We start from the raw sequence: 17,259 nt of genomic DNA on the forward strand, positions 1-17,259 counted from the left end.
CGCCCAGGTCAGAACGGATGGAAGCCCGTCAGGAACTGATCTATCTGTTCCGCCTGGCGCTGGTCGCGCGCGGCCTCTCCCGCCTCCAGCACGACCGCCTGGTAGACGTGCACGCCCGACGCCACCAGCCGCGCCGTCAGCCTGCGTGGCGACTGGTCCTGCGGCGATACCGCGGCTACCTGCACCTCCACGCCCTCGAGCGCCACGGCCGGCGATGCGGCCGACATCACCGTTACCTTGCGGGTCTTGACCGCTTCGGCGGGATGCGGCCCGAGGTTGCCGAGCAAGCCCTTCTGCATGGAATCCAGCGCCGCCTGCCGCAACTCGGCGTCATCGGCGGGCAAGGTCACCACGCCCACGGCGAACAAGGTCTCGTCGACCCGGGCCGCGTCCATCGTCATGGGCAGCTTGCGCCCGGCAATCGCCACCTCGCGCGCAGCGCCGGATGGCTTGCCGGGATAGAGCGCCGCGTAGGCGCCTTCGTTGGACTGGATGGTGCGCCAATCATAGCGGGGTGAACAGGCGATCAGCCCGGCGCCGAGCGCGCCCAGGACGATGGCTTTGGCAAGCAGGGACTGCGGCAAGCGGAAGAACCGTGGAAACCAGGCGTGGGGCATCAGGGCGGCGAATGCGGAAATAAGCCGCTATTATCGTAGAACCCGCGTGCCAGCGCTCATCCACATTACCCGCCAATGCAAACCCAGCCATCGATCCAGCCAATGCAGCCATCCCCCCGGGGTGTCTTTGGCACCGCACGCCGTACCGGCGCGGCGATGCTCGGCGCCATGCTGGTTGCGGCAAGCACGAGCGCCCTGGCCGCCACGGCCCACCTGCCCCCCGTCAACGATCTCGCCGCCCAGGCCTCCGCTGCGGCCAGCCGGGGCGAGCCCCTGGTGGTGCTGGTGACACTGCCGGGCTGCGTGTACTGCGAAACGGTGCGCCGCAACTATCTCGGCCCGCAAGCCGCGGCGGGAGAAATCGAGGCGCGCGAGCTCGACATGACCGCCGACACGCCGCTGCGCAACACCGATGGCAGCATGACCACCGCGCGGGAATGGGCCCGCAGCCGCAATGTGGCGGTAGCGCCCACGGTGCTCTTCCTCGACGCGCGCGGCCGCTCCCTGGCCACGCCGCTGCGCGGCATGCAGCCCGATTTCTATGGCGCCTACCTTGAGCAGGCGCTGGACCAGGCCCGCTCGGCCTTGGCAAGCAAGGCGCATTGAGGCGCACAATGGCGCACCCGACTGCGGCCAATCGTCGCATCCGCGGCGGCTCGGTGAATGCAGCCGGCAGCGCCTCGGCAGCGGCAGTAGAATAGTGGCTTGTCTGACCTGTCGGCGAGCATCATGACGACCTCCGCTTCCCCCACCGCACCCACCCCGGCAAGCACCGCCTCGCGCAAGCTGTGGCCTGTGATCGCCGCCGTGCTGCTGGTTGCCGTGCTGGGCTGGTTCGGCTATCGTGCCATCGCCCCCGCCAATGCGGCGCCGCCCGCCACGTTCACGCTGCTGTCCGGCGAAAAAGTCAGCACCGCCGATCTCAAGGGCAAGGTCTACCTGGTCAACTTCTGGGCCACCAGCTGCGTCACCTGCGTCAAGGAAATGCCGGACATGGTCCGCACCTATGACAAGTTCAAGGACAAGGGCCTGGAGTTCGTCGCCGTGGCAATGAGCTATGACCCGCCCATGTACGTGATGAATTATGCGCAAACGCGCAAGCTGCCGTTCAAGGTGGCAATGGATTCCGACGGCGCGGCCGCCAAGGCATTCGGCGAAGTGCAGCTGACCCCGACCACCTTCGTGATCGACAAGGACGGCCATATCCTCAAGCGCTATGTGGGCGAGCCCGAGTGGGACGCGCTGCACAAGCTGCTCGACGGCGCGCTCGCCAAGGCGGCCTGAGCCACTGACTGGCCCACTGACTGGCCCGCCGCCTCCGCCCAGAAAGGTGCCTTCCATGGCACCTTTTTTTATTGCCGGGCGCCGTCGCGCAATGCCCGGCTTGCGCAGCACGGCTGTATGGATATACAGTTGCCAGCAGCTTTCCCCGCCCATGCCGGCCAGCGCACTTGCGCCCGGCATCCCCTAAGGCCCCCGCTCCGTGTTACTCGATCCCGATCCCAGCGCCGTGCTTTGCGACGCACCCGCCGTCAAGCAGCCCGATACCGTGGATGCCGCCGCCCCCGACACGCCGGCCTACCTGTCCACCCTGAACCCGGAACAGCGCGCGGCCGTGACGCACGAGCCCGCCGCGCCGCTGCTGATCATCGCCGGTGCCGGCTCGGGCAAGACCAACACGCTGGCGCACCGCGTTGCCCATCTGGTGCTGGGCGGCGCAGACCCGCGCCGCATCCTGCTGCTGACGTTCTCGCGCCGCGCGGCGTCGGAGATGGGGCGGCGGGTCGAGCGCATCGTCGACCAGGCGCTGGGCATGCAAGCCTGCGGGGCGGGGCGCGCGGCACTCACATGGTCCGGCACCTTCCACGCCATCGGCGCGCGCCTGCTGCGCGAGTACGCGGAAACGATTGGCCTGTCGCCCAGCTTCACCATCTGCGATCGCGGCGACGCCGCCGACCTGATGAACGTGGTGCGGCACGACCTGGGCCTGTCGGCCCAGGCTTCGCGGTTCCCGCGCAAGGAAACCTGCCTGTCGATCTACTCGCGCGTGGTCAACACGCAGGCGCCGCTCGAAGACGTGCTCAAGCAATGGTTCCCACGCTATGCCATGTGGACGGATGCGCTGCGCGGACTATTTGCCGGCTATGTGCAAGCCAAGCAAAAGCAGCAGGTGCTCGACTACGACGACCTGCTGCTCTACTGGGCGCAGGCACTGGCCGAGCCCGCGCTGGCGCAGGACATGGGCGCGCGCTTCGACCACGTGCTGGTGGACGAATACCAGGACACCAATGCGCTGCAGGCTGCCATCCTGCTCGCGCTCAAGCCCGACGGGCGCGGCCTGACGGTAGTGGGCGACGATGCCCAGTCGATCTACGCCTTCCGTGGCGCCACGGTGCGCAATATCCTCGATTTTCCCGCGCAGTTCACGCCGGCCGCGGACATGGTCACGCTGTCGCAGAACTACCGCTCCACCCAGCCCATCCTGGCCGCCGCCAACGCGGTGATCGGGCTGGCGGCCGAGCGCTATACCAAGGACCTGTGGTCGGAGCGCGGCTCGGCCGAGAAGCCGGAGATCGTGGTGGTCAACGACGAGGCGGACCAGGCCCGCTATGTGGTCGAGCAAATCCTCTCGCGGCGCGAGGCCGGGCTGGCGCTGCTGTCGCAGGCGGTGCTGTTCCGCGCCGCCGACCACAGCGCGCAGCTGGAGATCGAGCTGGTCCGGCGCAATATCCCGTTCGTGAAATTCGGCGGCTTGAAGTTCCTGGAATCCACGCACGTGAAGGATGTGCTGGCGGTGGTGCGCTGGCTGGAAAATCCGCGCGACCGCATGGCAGGCTTCCGCAGCCTGCAGCTATTGCCGGGCGTGGGGCCCAAGACTGCCGCTCGCGTGCTCGATGCGGTGGAAATCGCCACCGAGCCGCTATTTGCCCTGGAGTCCTTTGAGGCGCCGCCAGCCGCCGCCGAGGCCTGGCCCGACCTGCTGGCGCTGGCGCGCAGCCTGATGGCCCCGGCTGCGCCGTGGCCCTCCGCCTTCGAGCAGGTGGTGGCGTGGTACCAGCCGCACCTTGAGCGCCTGCACGACGACGCGCCCGCGCGCGCTGCGGACCTGCAGCAACTGGAGCGTATCGCCGCCACCTACGCGTCGCGCGAGCGCTTCCTGACGGAACTCACGCTCGACCCGCCGGACGCATCGAGCGACGAATCCGGCGTGCCGCTGCGCGACGAGGATTACCTGATCCTGTCCACCATCCACTCGGCCAAGGGCCAGGAATGGAAGGCCGTCTATGTGCTCAATGCCGTCGACGGCTGCATGCCTTCGGACCTGGCCACCGGCACCACCGAGGAAATCGAGGAAGAGCGCCGGCTGCTATATGTCGCCATGACCCGCGCCCGCGACCACCTCGACATCGTGGTGCCGCAGCGGTTCTATGTGCACCAGCAGACCGCCTATGGCGACCGCCATGTCTACGCCTCGCGCACGCGCTTTCTGCCTAACCGCGTGATGCCGCTGTTCCACAGCCGGTCCTGGCCGCCGCCCCCGCCGGTGGCGGACGCGCCGGCCAAGGCGCCGCTGCCCAGGCTCGACCTGGCCGGGCGCATGCGCGATATGTGGAAATGAGGCTGCGCGGCCAAGGCGCGTGTCAGTTGACCGCCGCGCCAGCCGTGCGCACCACCTCCACCAGCGCGCCGGCGCGCAGTTGCGCGGCAATGACTTCGATGTCGTCGGTCATGTAGCGATCCATCGCCAGGAACGGCACGCGTTCGCGCACGAAGGCAAAGACCGCGCGGCCCGCCGGCGACAGGCTTTCCACCGCGCCGGCCAGCTCGGCGGCCTGGCAGGCTGCGAGCAGTTCCACGGCGAGGATGTACTGGTTGTTGTCGATGATGCGGCGCGCATTGCGCGCGCCGATCAGGCCCATGCTCACCACGTCCTGGTTGTCGCCGTTGGACGGCACGCTCTGGATGCTGGCCGGGCTGCAGATGGTGCGGTTCTCGGCGATCAGCGCGGTGGCCGGATACTGCGCGCCGGCAAACCCGCAGCTCAGGCCCTCGTTGGCGGCCGCCAGGAAAGCCGGCAAGCCGTTATTCAGGTGCGGGCTGAGCAGGCGGTTGAGGCGGCGCTCCGACACCACGCCAAGCTGCGTGGCCGCGATGGCGAGGAAGTCCATGGCGAACGCGACTTGCTGGCCGTGGAAATTGCCGCCGTGGAACAGCTCGCCGTCGTCGAAGAACAGCGGATTGTCGTTGGACGAATTCAGCTCGCGCTCGACCACGGTGGCGCAGTGCCCCAGCGTGTCGCGCACCGCGCCCAGCACCTGCGGGATGCAGCGCAGCGTGTAGGCCTTTTGGATAAACACACCGGTGCCGGTGTTCTTCTCGTCGCCGGCGCGGGTCTTCATTTCCCCCGCCAGCTGGCCATGCCCTGAGAGGCGCGTGGAACCCGCCAGCAGCGCGCGCAGGTTGGCCGCTGATTGCACCTGGCCCGGATGCGGCTTGGCAATGTCGTGGCCGTGGGTCATGAAGGCGTCGGCCGAGGCGTTGAGCCCTTCCAGCGCCAGCGCCGCGATGATCTCGGCCTGCGTCACCTGGGCGCGCATGGTTTCCAGCAGCAGGCACGCCATGCCGGTCATGGCCGAGGTGCCGTTGATCAGGGCCAGCCCTTCCTTGTGGGACAGCTTGATCGGCTCGATGCCATGCTCGCGCAAGACCTGCGCGGTGGGCGCGGTGGTGCCGTCGGCCAGCAGCACCTTGCCTTCGCCGATCAGCGTGATGGCGATATGCGACAGCGGCGCGAGGTCGCCGCTGGCGCCGAGCGAGCCCACCTGCGGCACGGCGGGCGTGACGCCCGCCTCGACATAACGCAGCAATTGCTCGATCACCAGCGGGCGTACCGCCGAATAGCCCCGCGCCAGCGCATTGGCGCGCGCAACCATCATCGCGCGCACCTCTTCGCGCCCGAACAACGGGCCCACGCCGGCGCAGTGGCTGCGCAACAGGTTCTCCTGCAGGGAGCCGGCATGCTCGATATCCACCCAGTTATGCACCAGCTCGCCAAAGCCGGTGGACACGCCATAGATGGGGATATTGGACGAGGCAAGTTCCTCGAAACGCGCACGCGCATCCGCCACATGGGTACGCGCAGCCGGGTCCAGGCTGGCCGGGCGACGGCCTCGCGCCACCTGCACCAGCGCCGCGGCGGTGAGTTGCTGGCCATCGACCTCGACGGCCGTGCCGCCCAGGCGGCTGGATGCGTGCTGGCTGGATACCTCGTTCATTGCGTGTTCCGGGTGAGCTGTTCGGGCCCGCGAGTGTATCAAGAGATGTTGACTCGAAGCGCACATCGGCCGGTTCGCCCGGAAACGCAGGAAACGCTGGAAGCGCTACAGCCCGTAGCGCTTGATCTTGTCGTACAGCGTGGCCTTGCCCACCTGCAGCAGATCCGCCGCCTGGCTGACCGCGCCGCCGGTGCGCGCCAGCGTATCGGCGATGACGGCACGCTCGTAGTGCTCCATGCGCTCCTTGAGCGGCGTGGAGTCGTCGAGCGCATCGGCGCGCGTGCCGCCCTCGGGCACGCCCAGCACCAGGCGGTCGGCGGCGTTGCGCAGCTCGCGCACGTTGCCGGGCCATGCGCGCTGCATCAGCGCCTGGCGCTGCAGCTCGGAGAGGATGGGCACGGGGCGCTGGTAGCGCACCGCCGCCACCAGCATGAAATGCTCGAACAGCGCAACGATGTCCTCGCGCCGCTCGCGCAGCGGGGGCAACGGGATGGTGACCACGTTGAGCCGGTAGTACAAATCCTCGCGGAACGTGCCTTGCGCCACCAGCGTCTCCATATCGCCCTTGGCCGCGGCCACGATGCGCACGTCGATGGCGATGGAGGCATTGGAGCCGAGCCGCTCCAGCGTGCCCTCCTGCAGCACGCGCAGCAGCTTGACCTGCAGCGCCAGCGGCATGCTCTCGATCTCGTCGAGGAACAGCGTGCCGCCCGAGGCGTGCTCGAGCTTGCCCACGCGGCGCTTGCCGGCGCCGGTAAACGCGCCGGCCTCGTGGCCGAACATCTCGCTCTCGAAGATGGCCTCGGGCACCGCGCCGCAGTTCAGCGCGACAAAGGGCGCTTGGTGGCGCGGCGACAAAGCATGCAGGCTGCGCGCCACCAGTTCCTTGCCGGTGCCGGTCTCGCCGTTGATCATCACGGGGACATCCGTGGCGGCCACGTTGGCCACCAGCGTGCGCACCTGCTCGATGGCCGGCGAGCGCCCGATGATGCGCGTGCCCGCGGCCGGGCCGGCCAGCTCGCGCCGCAACGCGCGGTTCTCCAGCTCCAGCGCGCGCCGCTCCAGCGCACGGCGCACGGTTTCGGTCAGGCGGTCGGCGCCAAAGGGCTTCTCGATAAAGTCGTAGGCGCCTTCGCGCATGGCCTGTACCGCCATGGTGATATCGCCGTGGCCGGTGACCAGGATCACCGGCACGCCCGGCGCCGCGTTGCGGCAGTGCTGCAGCAGGTCCAGCCCGCTGGCGCCGGTGAGGCGCACGTCCGTCACCAGCACGCCGGGAAACTCCGGCGACAGGTGCGGCATGGCGGCCTCGGCCGAGGGCAGCGCCAGCACGGAGAAGCCAGCCAGCTCCAGGCTCTGCGCGGTGGCCTGGCGTACCAGGGGTTCGTCTTCGACGAACAGGACACGCAATCCGTCTTGCATGGCAATGCTCACTCAGTATGGGTGGGAGAGATGGAAGTGGCGGCGTCGCGGGGCGCGGCGCCTTCGGGCGCGGGCGCGCGCCGCAGCATCACCACGAATTCCGCGCCGCCGCCGGGCCGGTCGGCCGCGCTCAGCTGCCCGCCGAACTCGCGCACGATGGACGACGAAATGGCCAGTCCCAGGCCGAGTCCCTGGCCGATCTCCTTGGTGGTGAAGAAGGGTTCGAACAACCGTGGCAAGGCGTCGGCCGCGATGCCGGTGCCATTGTCGCGCACCGCGATGCTGACCGTGCCGCCGTGCTCGCTCACCGCGACTTCCACGCAGGGCGCGTGCGGCGCCGCGGTGGCCAGCGCATCGAGTGCATTGCCGATCAGGTTGAGCAGGACCTGCTCGAGCTTGAGCTCATCGGCCCACACCGCCGGCCCGGGCGGCTGGGACAAGCCCTCCACCTTCAGCGCGACATGGGCCAGGCGCGGGGCCATCAGCGCCAGCACGTGGTCCAGCGCGGCGCGCACATGCACCGCGTGCCGTCGCTGGCGCGCCTTGCCGGCGAACAGCTTGAGTTGCCCGGTAATCTTGCCCATGCGGGTGGTGAGGTCGGCGATGGCGACAAGGTTGCCGGCGGCCGCATCGAGCTGCCCGCGCTCAAGCAGCACGCGGGTGTTGTCGGAGAACGTGCGCAAGGCCGCCAGCGGCTGGTTCAGCTCATGCGTGATGCCCGCTGCCATCTGGCCCAGCGCCGCCAGCTTGCTGGCCTGCACCAGTTCATCCTGCGCCGCACGCAGCTCGCTCTCGGCGCGGGTGCGCTCCGCCACCTCGGCTTCCAGCTGCTCGTTGATGGCCATCAGGTCGGCGGTGCGCGCCTCCACCCGCCGCTCCAGCTCGTCGTAGGCGGCTTCGAGCAGGCGCCTGCCGTATTCGATATCGCGCGCGCGCTGCCGGCGCTGGCGCCAGTTGAACAGCAGCAAGCACATGCAGGCATAGGCCAGCGCCGCCCCGATGGTGGCATTGCGCGCGCTGGCCAGCACCGGGTCCAGCGCCGCCATCACCTGCATGGTCCAGTCGGCCGGGCCCACCTTGCGGCTGATCTCGAGGTAGCGCTCGGCGTTGCTGCCGGTACCGATGCGCACCAGCCGCGCGCCCTCGCCCAGCACGGTCCGGCCGAGCCATTGCGTAACGGGGGATTGCAGCGCCTCCAGCGGCAGCGGCCTGACCTCCTGGTCATGGTACTGGCGCGTGCGGTCCAGCTCGGTCTGCAGCTCGCTTGGCAGCGGCTGCAAGGTGCGGTACTGCCAGGCCGGCACCGAGGAAAGGAAGATCACGCCATGCTCGTCGCTCACCATCACCGGCTCGGCGCCGCCGGCGCCGGCGCGCTGGAACCACTCCAGGTTGAGCTTGACCACGGTCACGCCCACCACGCGCCCCGCCACCTTCACGGGCTGCGCAATGTAGTAGCCGGGCTCATCGCTGGTAATGCCGATGGCATAGAACCGCCCGATCTCCCCGCGCGATGCGCTCTGGAAGTAAGGGCGAAAGCGGTAGTCAGTGCCGACAAAGCTGCCCGGCTCGTCATGGTTGCTGGCGGCCAGCGCGAGGCCGTTGGCGGCAATGACATAGGTTGCCGAAGCCCGCGCGCGGCGGTTGACTTCGGACAGGTAGCGGTTGGCCGCCGCCACGCGCACGGGATCGCCTGGCGCGGCCAGCAGGTCATGGACAAAGGGATGGAGCGAGACCAGCGCGGGGAGGAACTCGTAGCGGTCGAGCGTGCTTTCCAGCGTGGCCGCGTAACGATCGGCGCGGGTGGCCGTGGCTTGCTGCAGCCCGTCGATGCCGCGCTGCATCGAAACCAGCCAGGTCAGCGAGCACAGGACGACAAGACCGACGGCGAGCGCGGCGGCAAAGCCCCGCCAGGTTCCGCCGCCATCGCCTGGCGCATGCACCAGGCGGGCGGAAGCGGGATCATGCACGGCGAGGAAATCGTCGGAATGTGGCATCGGCGCATGCGAAGGGACACGCGCCGATGATACCCGCTGGCGAGCGGCGCCGGCTGGCGCCGCCGCTCCGGAGGCCGGGACCTCAGCGGACGCCGGGGCCGGCTTCGGCAAGTTCGGCCGTTTCATCGCCGCCACGGCGCAGCACGCGGTCAAGCTGCGCGCGGTCGAGTTCGTGCTCCCACGCCGACATCACCACCGTCGCCACGCCATTGCCGATGATATTGGTCAGCGCGCGGCATTCGCTCATGAAGCGGTCGATGCCGAGGATCAGCACCATGCCCGCCACCGGAATGTCCGGCACCACCGCCAGCGTGGCGGCCAGCGTGATGAAGCCGGAGCCGGTCACGCCGCTGGCACCCTTGGAGGTGATCATGGCCACGCCCAGAACGGTAAGCTGCTGCAGCAACGTGAGTTCGATGCCGGTGGCCTGGGCGATGAAGAGCACCGCCATGGTCATGTAGATGTTGGTGCCATCCAGGTTGAAGGAGTAGCCCGTGGGCACCACCAGCCCCACCACCGATTTGGAGCAGCCCAGCTTTTCCAGCTTTTCCATCAGGTGTGGCAGCGCGGCTTCCGACGAGCTGGTGCCCAGCACGATCAGCAGTTCCTCCTTGATGTAGGAAATGAAGCGGAAGATGTTGAAGCCCGTCAGGCGCGCCACCGTGCCCAGCACCACCACCACGAAGACGATCGCGGTGAAGTAGAAGGTGCCGATCAGCTTGAGCAGCGGCACCAGCGAACCGAGGCCGTACTTGCCAATGGTGAAGGCCATCGCGCCGAACGCGCCCAGCGGGGCCACCTTGGTAATCACGTGAACGATGTGGAAGAACACCTTGGAGACCTGCTCGACGAAGTCGAACACGATCTTCGAGCGGTCGCCCATGGCCGCCAGTGCCGAGCCGAAGAACAGGGAAATCAGCAGGATCTGCAGGATGTCGCCATTGGCGAACGCGCTGACCATCGTGTCCGGGATGATGTGCATGAAGAACTCGACCGTGCTCTGGCCATGCGCCTGCGTCACGTACTGCGAGATCGCCTTGGTGTCGAGCGTGGCCGGATCGATGTTGAAGCCCACGCCCGGCTTGAGCAGGTGCGCGGACAGCAGGCCGATCAGCAGCGCGAAGGTGGAAATCACCTCGAAATACAGCAGCGCCTTGCCGCCGACCCGGCCCACCTTCTTCATGTCGCGCATGCCGGCGATACCGGACACCACGGTACAGAAGATGATCGGACCGATGATCATCTTGATCAGCTTGATGAAGCCATCCCCCAGCGGCTTCATGGCTACGCCCGTAGCGGGCCAGAAATGCCCGAGCACGATGCCCACCGCGATGGCGAACAGCACCTGCACGTACAGGATCTTGTAAAAGGGTTTCCTCATGATGTCGTCCTCGGTATTTGACCGTGCCCGCCGCCGCACAGCGGCAGGTTCGCGCGCCCTGCAAATGGAGCGCGTCTGCCTTAAGCATCGCAACCGCCGTGCCAGGCCGGCCGGTGTCGCCAAGTGACTGATTTCAAAAGGAAGCTGGCAAAGCGGACGACGCCTCACTCCGATTTTCCGGAATTCCGGAATCCGGCCGTCCGGAGATCCGGACGATCCGGCCGGTGCGGGTGCGCGCGACGCCACCCGTGGCCGCGGCGCAGTACGCGCGGCACACGCGCGGCATCGAAGTGGGTCCCCAAAGCGTCGAACCGCCCCCCATGACGCCGTATAATTCAGCCCTTCCACCCATTCCTGGCGGCCGGCGCGCGCCCCGGGCACTCTTTGCCTGCTGTGTTGCCGCCGCCGATACGCCCACCACGCATGCGCAGCCACTACCAGCACCACGTTTTCTTCTGCCTCAACCAGCGCGAGGACGGCGGCGCCTGCTGCGGCGCGCATAACGCCCAGGCCATGCAGGAATACGCCAAGAAGCGCTGCAAGGCGCTTGGCATCTCCGGCGGCGAAGGCCGCGTGCGCATCAACAAGGCTGGCTGCCTGAACCGCTGTGAACTCGGGCCGGTGCTGGTGGTCTATCCCGAGGCCGTCTGGTACACCTTCGTCGACGAGCAGGACATCGACGAGATCATCGAGAGCCATCTGGTGGGCGGCAAGCCGGTCGAACGCCTGATGGTCGATCACTGATTGACCTCAGCCCCGGCCTCGGCCGAGACGCTGAAACGCTGAATCACTGAAACCCGGGCGCCACGGCGCCAGAGCCAGCCACCCTGCTTCCTGTTTCCATGAACGCGCATACCCAGGTACTTACCGTCGCCGGCCCCGTCGGCGCCATCGACGTTTCAGTCGACCTGCCCCAGGCCGGCGCCCCGCGCGGGCTCGCGCTGGTGGCCCACCCGCATCCGCTGTTCGGCGGCACCAAGGACAACAAGGTAGCGCAGACGCTGGCACGCAGTTTCGTGCAGCTTGGCTACGCCACCGTGCGCCCGAACTTCCGCGGCGTCGGCGGCACCGCCGGCAGCCACGACAACGGCGTGGGCGAGCAGGACGACCTGCTGGCTGTCATCGACTGGATGCGCACCCAGTCCGCGTGGTCGCCGGATGCCGCCACGCTGCCGCTGGCGCTGGCCGGCTTCTCGTTTGGCAGCTTCGTGGCCAGCCACGTCGCCAGGCGCCTGGCCGAGGCAGGCACGCCGGTGCAGCGCCTGGCCATGGTGGGCACCGCCGCCAGCCGCTGGGAAGTCGCCCACGTGCCGGCCGACACCATCGTCATCCACGGCGAGCAGGACGATACCGTGCCGCTGGCGAGCGTGTTCGACTGGGCCCGTCCGCAGGAACTGCCGGTGATCGTGATCCCCGGCGCCGACCACTTCTTTCATCGCAAGCTGCACCTGATCAAGCAGCTCGTCGTCAATGCGTGGGACCAGTGACGGGGGCGGCGCGCCGCCCCGCCATGTCACCGGATGCACTCCCCGCCCCTTTTTTTTGCCGGAAACTGAAACATGTTGAATAGAGCCACGCCGCTTTTCGCGTCCGCCAACACATCCGCCCTGGTCACAGCAGCCATCGTCGGCGCCGCCGTCGTGCTTGCCCCGGCTCCCGTGCGCGCCCAGGGCGTGCCGATGCCGCAGGTGGCGGCCAAGTCCTGGATGCTGTTTGACGTCACCAGCGGCCAGGCCCTGGCTTCGCAGAACGCCGATGTGCGCATCGAGCCGGCTTCGCTGACCAAGCTGATGACCGCCTACCTGGCTTTCTCGGCACTCAAGGAAAAGCGCCTCACGCTGGACCAGACCGTGGTGCCGACCACGATCGTGCAGAAGGTCAAGAGCGACGAATCCCGCATGTTCCTGGAAGCCAACAAGCCGGTCAGCGTGCAGGACCTGCTGCTGGGCCTGATCGTGCAATCGGGCAATGACGCGGCGCTGGCGCTGGCCGAAGCCGTGGGCGGCTCGGAAGAGGGCTTCGTGGCGATGATGAATCGCGAGGCCCAGCGCATGGGCATGAAGAACACCCACTTCAGCAACACCGACGGCATCCCCGACCCGAACCACTACACCACGGCCATGGACCTGGCCACGCTGACCACGCGGATCATCAAGGACTTCCCCGAGTACTACAGCATGTACTCGCAGAAGGAATTCACCTACAACAAGATCCGCCAGCCCAACCGCAACCGCCTGCTCTACATCGACCCCACCGTGGACGGCCTCAAGACCGGCCACACCAAGTCGGCCGGCTATTGCCTGATCTCCTCGGCCAAGCGTCCGCTGGCCAATGTGCCTAACGGCTCGCGCCGGCTGGTCTCGATCGTGATCGGCACCACCACCGAAGCGGTCCGCACGCAGGAAAGCCTGAAGATCCTGAACTACGGCTTCCAGTTCTTCGACACGCTGCGCCTGTACGACCGCGGCCAGGTGCTGGCCACGCCGGACATCTACAAGGGCAAGGCACCCACCGTCAAGATCGGCGTCAAGGACGAGACCTACATCACCGTGCCCAAGGGCACGGGCGGGCGCATCAAGCCGGTGCTGGAGCGCCAGGAACTGCTGGTGGCGCCGCTCACCGCCGGCCAGCAGGTCGGCACGGTCAAGCTGATGGACGGCGCCACCAAGGTAGCCGAGTTCCCGGTGGTAGCGCTGGAAGACGTGCCCGAGGCCGGCTTCTTCGGCCGCCTGTGGGATACCATCCGCTTGTGGTTCAAGCGCAAGTAAGGAGGGCATTGAAATGAGCGCCGACAATTCCGACCAGGGCAAGCCGGGCGACATCCCGCCGGCCGAGTCGCTGATCGAGTACCCCAGCCATTTCCCCATCAAGGTGATGGGCAGCATGCAGGATGGCTTTGCCGAAGCCATCGTGACGCTGGTGCAAGGCTTCGATCCCGACTTCCACGCCGGCAAGATGGAGATGCGCCCTTCAGCCAAGGGCAACTACCTCGGCCTGACCGTCACGGTCTGGGTCACCAGCCGCGAACAGCTCGACGAGCTGTACCGCGCGCTGACGTCGCACCCGATGGTGAAGGTGGTGCTGTAGCCGGTTAAGCGGTGTAGGGGGCCGGCGAGCTTGCCGTCATCCTCCCGCCATGCACTGCGTGGCTCCCCTCTCCCGCGTGGCGGAAGAGGGCGAGCGTATCCATGGCTACCGTGCTGGACAAAAACACTGGCTCCGCTTGTTGTGGCTCCTAGCTAAGCCACCCCTCTCCCCGCCCCTCTCCCCCCGAGGGGAGAGGGAGTAACAACAATCAGGCACTTCGGACCGGGCTGGCCTGTTCGCTCGGCTTCGTCTGGCGCCTAATACAACAAATCATGAACACCATCACCCTCAAGCCCGGCAAGGAAAAATCCTTGCTGCGCCGCCACCCCTGGGTCTACGCCACCGGCGTGGATACCGTCGAAGGCCGCTGCGAGCCCGGCAGTACCGTGATCGTGCGCGCCGCCGACGGCCGCTTCCTGGCGCGCGGGGCGTACAGCCCCTCTTCCCAGATTCGCGTGCGGGTGTGGAGCTTCGACGAGAACGAGCCGGTCGATCACGCCATGTTCAAGCGGCGCGTGTCCGCCGCCCTTGCGCATCGCAAGCAGTGGGTGAAAGACAGCGACGCCGTGCGCCTGATCTTCGGTGAATCCGACCGCCTGCCGGGCCTGATCGTCGACTACTACGGTAGCGGCGCCAACGGCCAGCTGGTGTGCCAGTTCAACGCGGCCGGGGTCGAAGCCTGGAAGGACGCGCTGGTGCAGGCGCTGGTCAAGGAAACCGGCTGCCCGAACGTGTACGAGCGCTCCGACGCCGCCGTGCGCGAGCGCGAAGGCTTGCCGCTGGTGACCGGCGTGCTGGCCGGCGCCGAGCCTGACCCCGAACTCAGCGTGACCGAGCACGGCGTGCGCTATTACGTGGACGTGAAGAGCGGCCACAAGACCGGCTTCTATGTCGACCAGCGCGACAACCGCAAGCTGGTAGGCGATCTGGCCAATGGCCGCGAAGTGCTCAACTGCTTCTGCTACACCGGCGGCTTCTCGCTGGCGGCGCTGCGCGGCGGCGCCACGTCGGTGACCTCGATCGACTCCTCCGGCGAGGCGCTCAAGACCGCCGCGGGCAACGTCGCCCTCAACGGCTTCGACCCCGAGCGTGCGGCCTGGCTCGACGCCGATGTGTTCAAGTCGCTGCGCCAGTTCCGCGCCGACGGCCGCCAGTTCGACCTGATCGTGCTGGACCCGCCCAAGTTCGCGCCGTCGGCCCAGCACATCGACCGCGCCGCGCGCGCCTACAAGGAGATCAACCTGGTCGGCCTGCAGTTGCTGCGCCCGGGTGGCCTGCTGTTCACCTACTCATGTTCCGGCGCGATCAGCATGGAGCTGTTCCAGAAGATCGTGGCGGGCGCGGCGACCGATGCCCGCGCCGATGCGCGCATCCTGCGACGCCTCTCGGCCGGCACCGATCACCCGATGCTGGCAGCCTTCCCCGAAGGCGAGTACCTCAAGGGCCTGTTGCTGGAAAAGATCTGAAACGGGTCTGAACCCGAAGCGACAGGCCAGGAAGAGACGGCGCCCCGGGGCGCCGTTTTTTCATGGGCACGCCGCGCTTGCGGCCGTCATCCCGTCTTCACGCGAGCGCCTTCAGTCCGTCATAAACGCCGCCTATAGTCCGCTGTGCGGATGCGGCATTGGCAGGTGCCCTCCCGCCTCTTCCTATCAGTCTTCGTGGTAGTTGCCCCGCGGCGTAGCGGGGTTTTTTTTGTTCGCCGTTCCGCCCGGGGAGGGCTACAGCGTACGCGGTGAAGGCAAGGACGACACGCGCGAGCTGCGGGCTGGCGCTATGCCTTTTTGCGCGTCATGCCTTTTCCGGGATCGGGTTGCGAAAGCTCACATTGAGCAGATTCCACGCGTTGATCGTGACAATGGCAAAGCCAAGCTCGGCGATCTCTTCATCGGAAAAGTGCGCGCGCAAAGCGGCAAACTCCTCGTCGCTCGCGTCGCTGTGCGGCGTGGCGGTGACGATCTCCGCCCAGCGCAATGCCGCGCGCTCGCGCTCGCTGAAGAACGGCGCTTCGCGCCAGCCGGCAACGGCGTTGAGATGGCGCGGATCCACCTCCTGGCGGATCAGGTCGCGCCAGTGCATGTCGATGCAGAAGCCGCAGCCGTTGATTTGCGACACGCGCAGGAATACCAGGTCGACAAGGCGCTTGCCGAGCAAGCCATTCTGGATGATGGCGGACAGGTCAAGCAGTGCCTTGAAGGATTTGGGAGCGCGCTGGAAGTACGGGAGACGGATGGTGTGGGTCATGGCTTGGCCTTTTGGCGCGGGCTCGTGAGATCCGGTGAAATCCGGCGAGATCTCGTGGGACCGCTTGCGTTGCGAAGGCCGCCCCTTGCGGCCCCCATGCAGTCAAGACGCGGGGGCCCAGGCATTTGTGACAGCGCACCTCAAGAAAGTGGAGGAACGCCCGCCAGCTTGTCCGGATTGCGCACCGAGTAGATCGCGGCAATGCGCTCGCCGTCGATCAGGAAAGCCTGCGCGGACTCAAGCTGCCCGTCCACATAGCGCAGCAATCCCGGCTCGCCGTTGATCCAGGCGAAGCGGTAGACCTGCGCGTCGCCATGACGCTGAGCCATATGCCGGTACAGCCGGGCAATGTTGTCCGCGCCATGCACCACCTTGACGAACGAAGTCACCTTGCCGCCGCCATCGCCGATGATCTGCACGTCATCGGCAAGCACCGCCTTGATGGCGTCCATCTCGCCGCTGCGCGCGGCCTGCATGAAGGTTTCCAGCAAGCGCCGATGGGTGTCTTTGGGCACGTCGAAGCGCGGGCGCTGTTGCTGCACGCGCTCTGAGGCCCGGTGCACCATCTGCCGGCAGGCAGCCTCGCTCTTGCCGAGCAGCGCCGCGATCTCGGCATAGTCGTGATCGAACACCTGCCGCAGCAGGAAGGCCGCGCGTTCGTCGGCGGACAAGCGCTCCAGCACCCACAGGAAGGCCACCGACAGCTCACTCGCCATCTCGGCCGCGGCCTCCGGTGTGCGCTCGTCCAGTTCCACCAGCGGCTCGGGCAGCCACCACCCTACATAGGCCTCGCGCTCGGCCTTGGCCGCGCGCAGGCGGTCGATGGCCAGCCGCGTGACCACCGTGACCAGCCAGGCCTCGGCCGACGCCAGCGCGGCGTGGTCCGCTCGGTCCCAGCGCAGCCAGGCATCCTGGAGCACGTCCTCGGCGTCCGCCCGGGTGCCGAGCATGCGGTAAGCGATGGAAAACAGGCGCGGACGCAATGTGGCGAACACCTCAGGGTCGGCGGGCAAGGCGCTGGAACGCATGATCGGGGCAATAATGGTCCGGTGGTTGATATGGATACAAGACGCGGCGGCCAGCCGTTTTGTGACAGCGCCGGCCACGAAATGCATGCCGCCATGTTACTTGCTGCCGGTGCGGGTTCCGGCGCAGACTCGGCCCAAGGACTGTCCCCGCAGCTTGCCTCGGTGGATGGCCCCCGGTAGACAGCCCCTTCTAACGCCCGTCTAACGCCC

Annotated in this window: 15 protein-coding genes; 8 read left to right on the forward strand and 7 right to left on the reverse strand. The window is 67.5% G+C overall.

Annotation, left to right across the window (positions count from 1 at the left end; genetic code table 11):
- Positions 1-8: 8 nt before the first annotated feature.
- Entirely contained in the window at positions 9-617 is a 609-nt protein-coding gene (locus tag AC1Q7Q_RS15610) for a hypothetical protein (RefSeq protein WP_183032030.1), read from the reverse strand.
- Positions 618-719: 102 nt separating this feature from the next.
- Between AC1Q7Q_RS15610 and AC1Q7Q_RS15615 the strand changes: the two genes are divergently transcribed.
- From AC1Q7Q_RS15615 to AC1Q7Q_RS15625, 3 genes are all read left to right on the forward strand, one after another.
- Positions 720-1,223 carry a thioredoxin fold domain-containing protein gene (locus tag AC1Q7Q_RS15615; protein WP_492374383.1) on the forward strand — a complete coding sequence of 168 codons (504 nt, stop codon included), beginning with the start codon at positions 720-722 and terminating at the stop codon, positions 1,221-1,223.
- Positions 1,224-1,346: 123 nt separating this feature from the next.
- Positions 1,347-1,901: a TlpA disulfide reductase family protein gene (locus AC1Q7Q_RS15620; RefSeq protein ID WP_477132629.1), complete on the forward strand. Its 555-nt coding sequence runs from the start codon at positions 1,347-1,349 to the stop codon at positions 1,899-1,901.
- Between the two features lie 265 nt (positions 1,902-2,166).
- Positions 2,167-4,236, forward strand: a complete 2,070-nt coding sequence (locus AC1Q7Q_RS15625) for an ATP-dependent helicase (protein WP_492374387.1) — start codon at positions 2,167-2,169, stop codon at positions 4,234-4,236.
- Positions 4,237-4,258: 22 nt separating this feature from the next.
- On the opposite strand, the gene cmdF is transcribed toward AC1Q7Q_RS15625, so the two are convergent.
- From cmdF to AC1Q7Q_RS15645, 4 genes are all read right to left on the reverse strand, one after another.
- Complete coding sequence (cmdF, locus tag AC1Q7Q_RS15630; protein ID WP_492374384.1) at positions 4,259-5,893, reverse strand: tyrosine 2,3-aminomutase; 1,635 nt, start codon at positions 5,891-5,893, stop codon at positions 4,259-4,261.
- Positions 5,894-5,998: 105 nt separating this feature from the next.
- On the reverse strand, positions 5,999-7,315 hold the full coding sequence (locus AC1Q7Q_RS15635; protein WP_043343292.1) for a sigma-54-dependent transcriptional regulator: 1,317 nt from the start codon (positions 7,313-7,315) through the stop codon (positions 5,999-6,001).
- Between the two features lie 8 nt (positions 7,316-7,323).
- Complete coding sequence (locus AC1Q7Q_RS15640) at positions 7,324-9,309, reverse strand: sensor histidine kinase (RefSeq protein ID WP_492374385.1); 1,986 nt, start codon at positions 9,307-9,309, stop codon at positions 7,324-7,326.
- 82 nt (positions 9,310-9,391) lie between these two features.
- Positions 9,392-10,693, reverse strand: coding sequence for a dicarboxylate/amino acid:cation symporter (locus tag AC1Q7Q_RS15645; protein WP_492374388.1), 1,302 nt, complete (start codon positions 10,691-10,693; stop codon positions 9,392-9,394).
- A 420-nt stretch (positions 10,694-11,113) separates the two neighbouring features.
- Between AC1Q7Q_RS15645 and AC1Q7Q_RS15650 the strand changes: the two genes are divergently transcribed.
- The 5 genes from AC1Q7Q_RS15650 to AC1Q7Q_RS15670 all read left to right on the forward strand — a co-directional run bounded on the left by AC1Q7Q_RS15650 (position 11,114) and on the right by AC1Q7Q_RS15670 (position 15,243).
- Entirely contained in the window at positions 11,114-11,434 is a 321-nt protein-coding gene (locus tag AC1Q7Q_RS15650) for a (2Fe-2S) ferredoxin domain-containing protein (protein WP_267605322.1), read from the forward strand.
- Positions 11,435-11,532: 98 nt separating this feature from the next.
- Positions 11,533-12,177, forward strand: a complete 645-nt coding sequence (locus AC1Q7Q_RS15655; RefSeq protein WP_441632226.1) for an alpha/beta hydrolase — start codon at positions 11,533-11,535, stop codon at positions 12,175-12,177.
- Positions 12,178-12,249: 72 nt separating this feature from the next.
- A complete protein-coding gene (locus AC1Q7Q_RS15660) occupies positions 12,250-13,458 on the forward strand; it encodes a D-alanyl-D-alanine carboxypeptidase family protein (protein ID WP_492374386.1) in 1,209 nt (402 codons plus the stop codon).
- Between the two features lie 13 nt (positions 13,459-13,471).
- On the forward strand, positions 13,472-13,777 hold the full coding sequence (locus tag AC1Q7Q_RS15665) for a YbeD family protein (protein ID WP_183032022.1): 306 nt from the start codon (positions 13,472-13,474) through the stop codon (positions 13,775-13,777).
- 272 nt (positions 13,778-14,049) lie between these two features.
- Complete coding sequence (locus AC1Q7Q_RS15670; protein ID WP_492375603.1) at positions 14,050-15,243, forward strand: class I SAM-dependent rRNA methyltransferase; 1,194 nt, start codon at positions 14,050-14,052, stop codon at positions 15,241-15,243.
- 325 nt (positions 15,244-15,568) lie between these two features.
- Here the strand turns inward: AC1Q7Q_RS15670 and AC1Q7Q_RS15675 are convergent, their stop codons facing one another.
- Entirely contained in the window at positions 15,569-16,021 is a 453-nt protein-coding gene (locus tag AC1Q7Q_RS15675; protein WP_416050346.1) for a carboxymuconolactone decarboxylase family protein, read from the reverse strand.
- A 140-nt stretch (positions 16,022-16,161) separates the two neighbouring features.
- Positions 16,162-17,049 carry an RNA polymerase sigma-70 factor gene (locus AC1Q7Q_RS15680; protein WP_492375602.1) on the reverse strand — a complete coding sequence of 296 codons (888 nt, stop codon included), beginning with the start codon at positions 17,047-17,049 and terminating at the stop codon, positions 16,162-16,164.
- Between the last annotated feature and the right edge of the window lie 210 nt (positions 17,050-17,259).

Source organism: Cupriavidus sp. GW823-FHT07A04 (assembly GCF_058794615.1).

Excerpts from the sequence above, each read along its gene's own strand:
- AC1Q7Q_RS15610 (WP_183032030.1), bottom strand. The coding sequence starts at position 617 with ATGCCCCACGCCTGGTTTCCACGGTTCTTCCGCTTGCCGCAGTCCCTG.
- AC1Q7Q_RS15615 (WP_492374383.1), top strand. The coding sequence starts at position 720 with ATGCAGCCATCCCCCCGGGGTGTCTTTGGCACCGCACGCCGTACCGGC.
- AC1Q7Q_RS15620 (WP_477132629.1), top strand. The coding sequence starts at position 1,347 with ATGACGACCTCCGCTTCCCCCACCGCACCCACCCCGGCAAGCACCGCC.
- cmdF (WP_492374384.1), bottom strand. The coding sequence starts at position 5,893 with ATGAACGAGGTATCCAGCCAGCACGCATCCAGCCGCCTGGGCGGCACG.
- AC1Q7Q_RS15635 (WP_043343292.1), bottom strand. The coding sequence starts at position 7,315 with ATGCAAGACGGATTGCGTGTCCTGTTCGTCGAAGACGAACCCCTGGTA.
- AC1Q7Q_RS15640 (WP_492374385.1), bottom strand. The coding sequence starts at position 9,309 with ATGCCACATTCCGACGATTTCCTCGCCGTGCATGATCCCGCTTCCGCC.
- AC1Q7Q_RS15650 (WP_267605322.1), top strand. The coding sequence starts at position 11,114 with ATGCGCAGCCACTACCAGCACCACGTTTTCTTCTGCCTCAACCAGCGC.
- AC1Q7Q_RS15655 (WP_441632226.1), top strand. The coding sequence starts at position 11,533 with ATGAACGCGCATACCCAGGTACTTACCGTCGCCGGCCCCGTCGGCGCC.
- AC1Q7Q_RS15660 (WP_492374386.1), top strand. The coding sequence starts at position 12,250 with ATGTTGAATAGAGCCACGCCGCTTTTCGCGTCCGCCAACACATCCGCC.
- AC1Q7Q_RS15665 (WP_183032022.1), top strand. The coding sequence starts at position 13,472 with ATGAGCGCCGACAATTCCGACCAGGGCAAGCCGGGCGACATCCCGCCG.
- AC1Q7Q_RS15670 (WP_492375603.1), top strand. The coding sequence starts at position 14,050 with ATGAACACCATCACCCTCAAGCCCGGCAAGGAAAAATCCTTGCTGCGC.
- AC1Q7Q_RS15675 (WP_416050346.1), bottom strand. The coding sequence starts at position 16,021 with ATGACCCACACCATCCGTCTCCCGTACTTCCAGCGCGCTCCCAAATCC.
- AC1Q7Q_RS15680 (WP_492375602.1), bottom strand. The coding sequence starts at position 17,049 with ATGCGTTCCAGCGCCTTGCCCGCCGACCCTGAGGTGTTCGCCACATTG.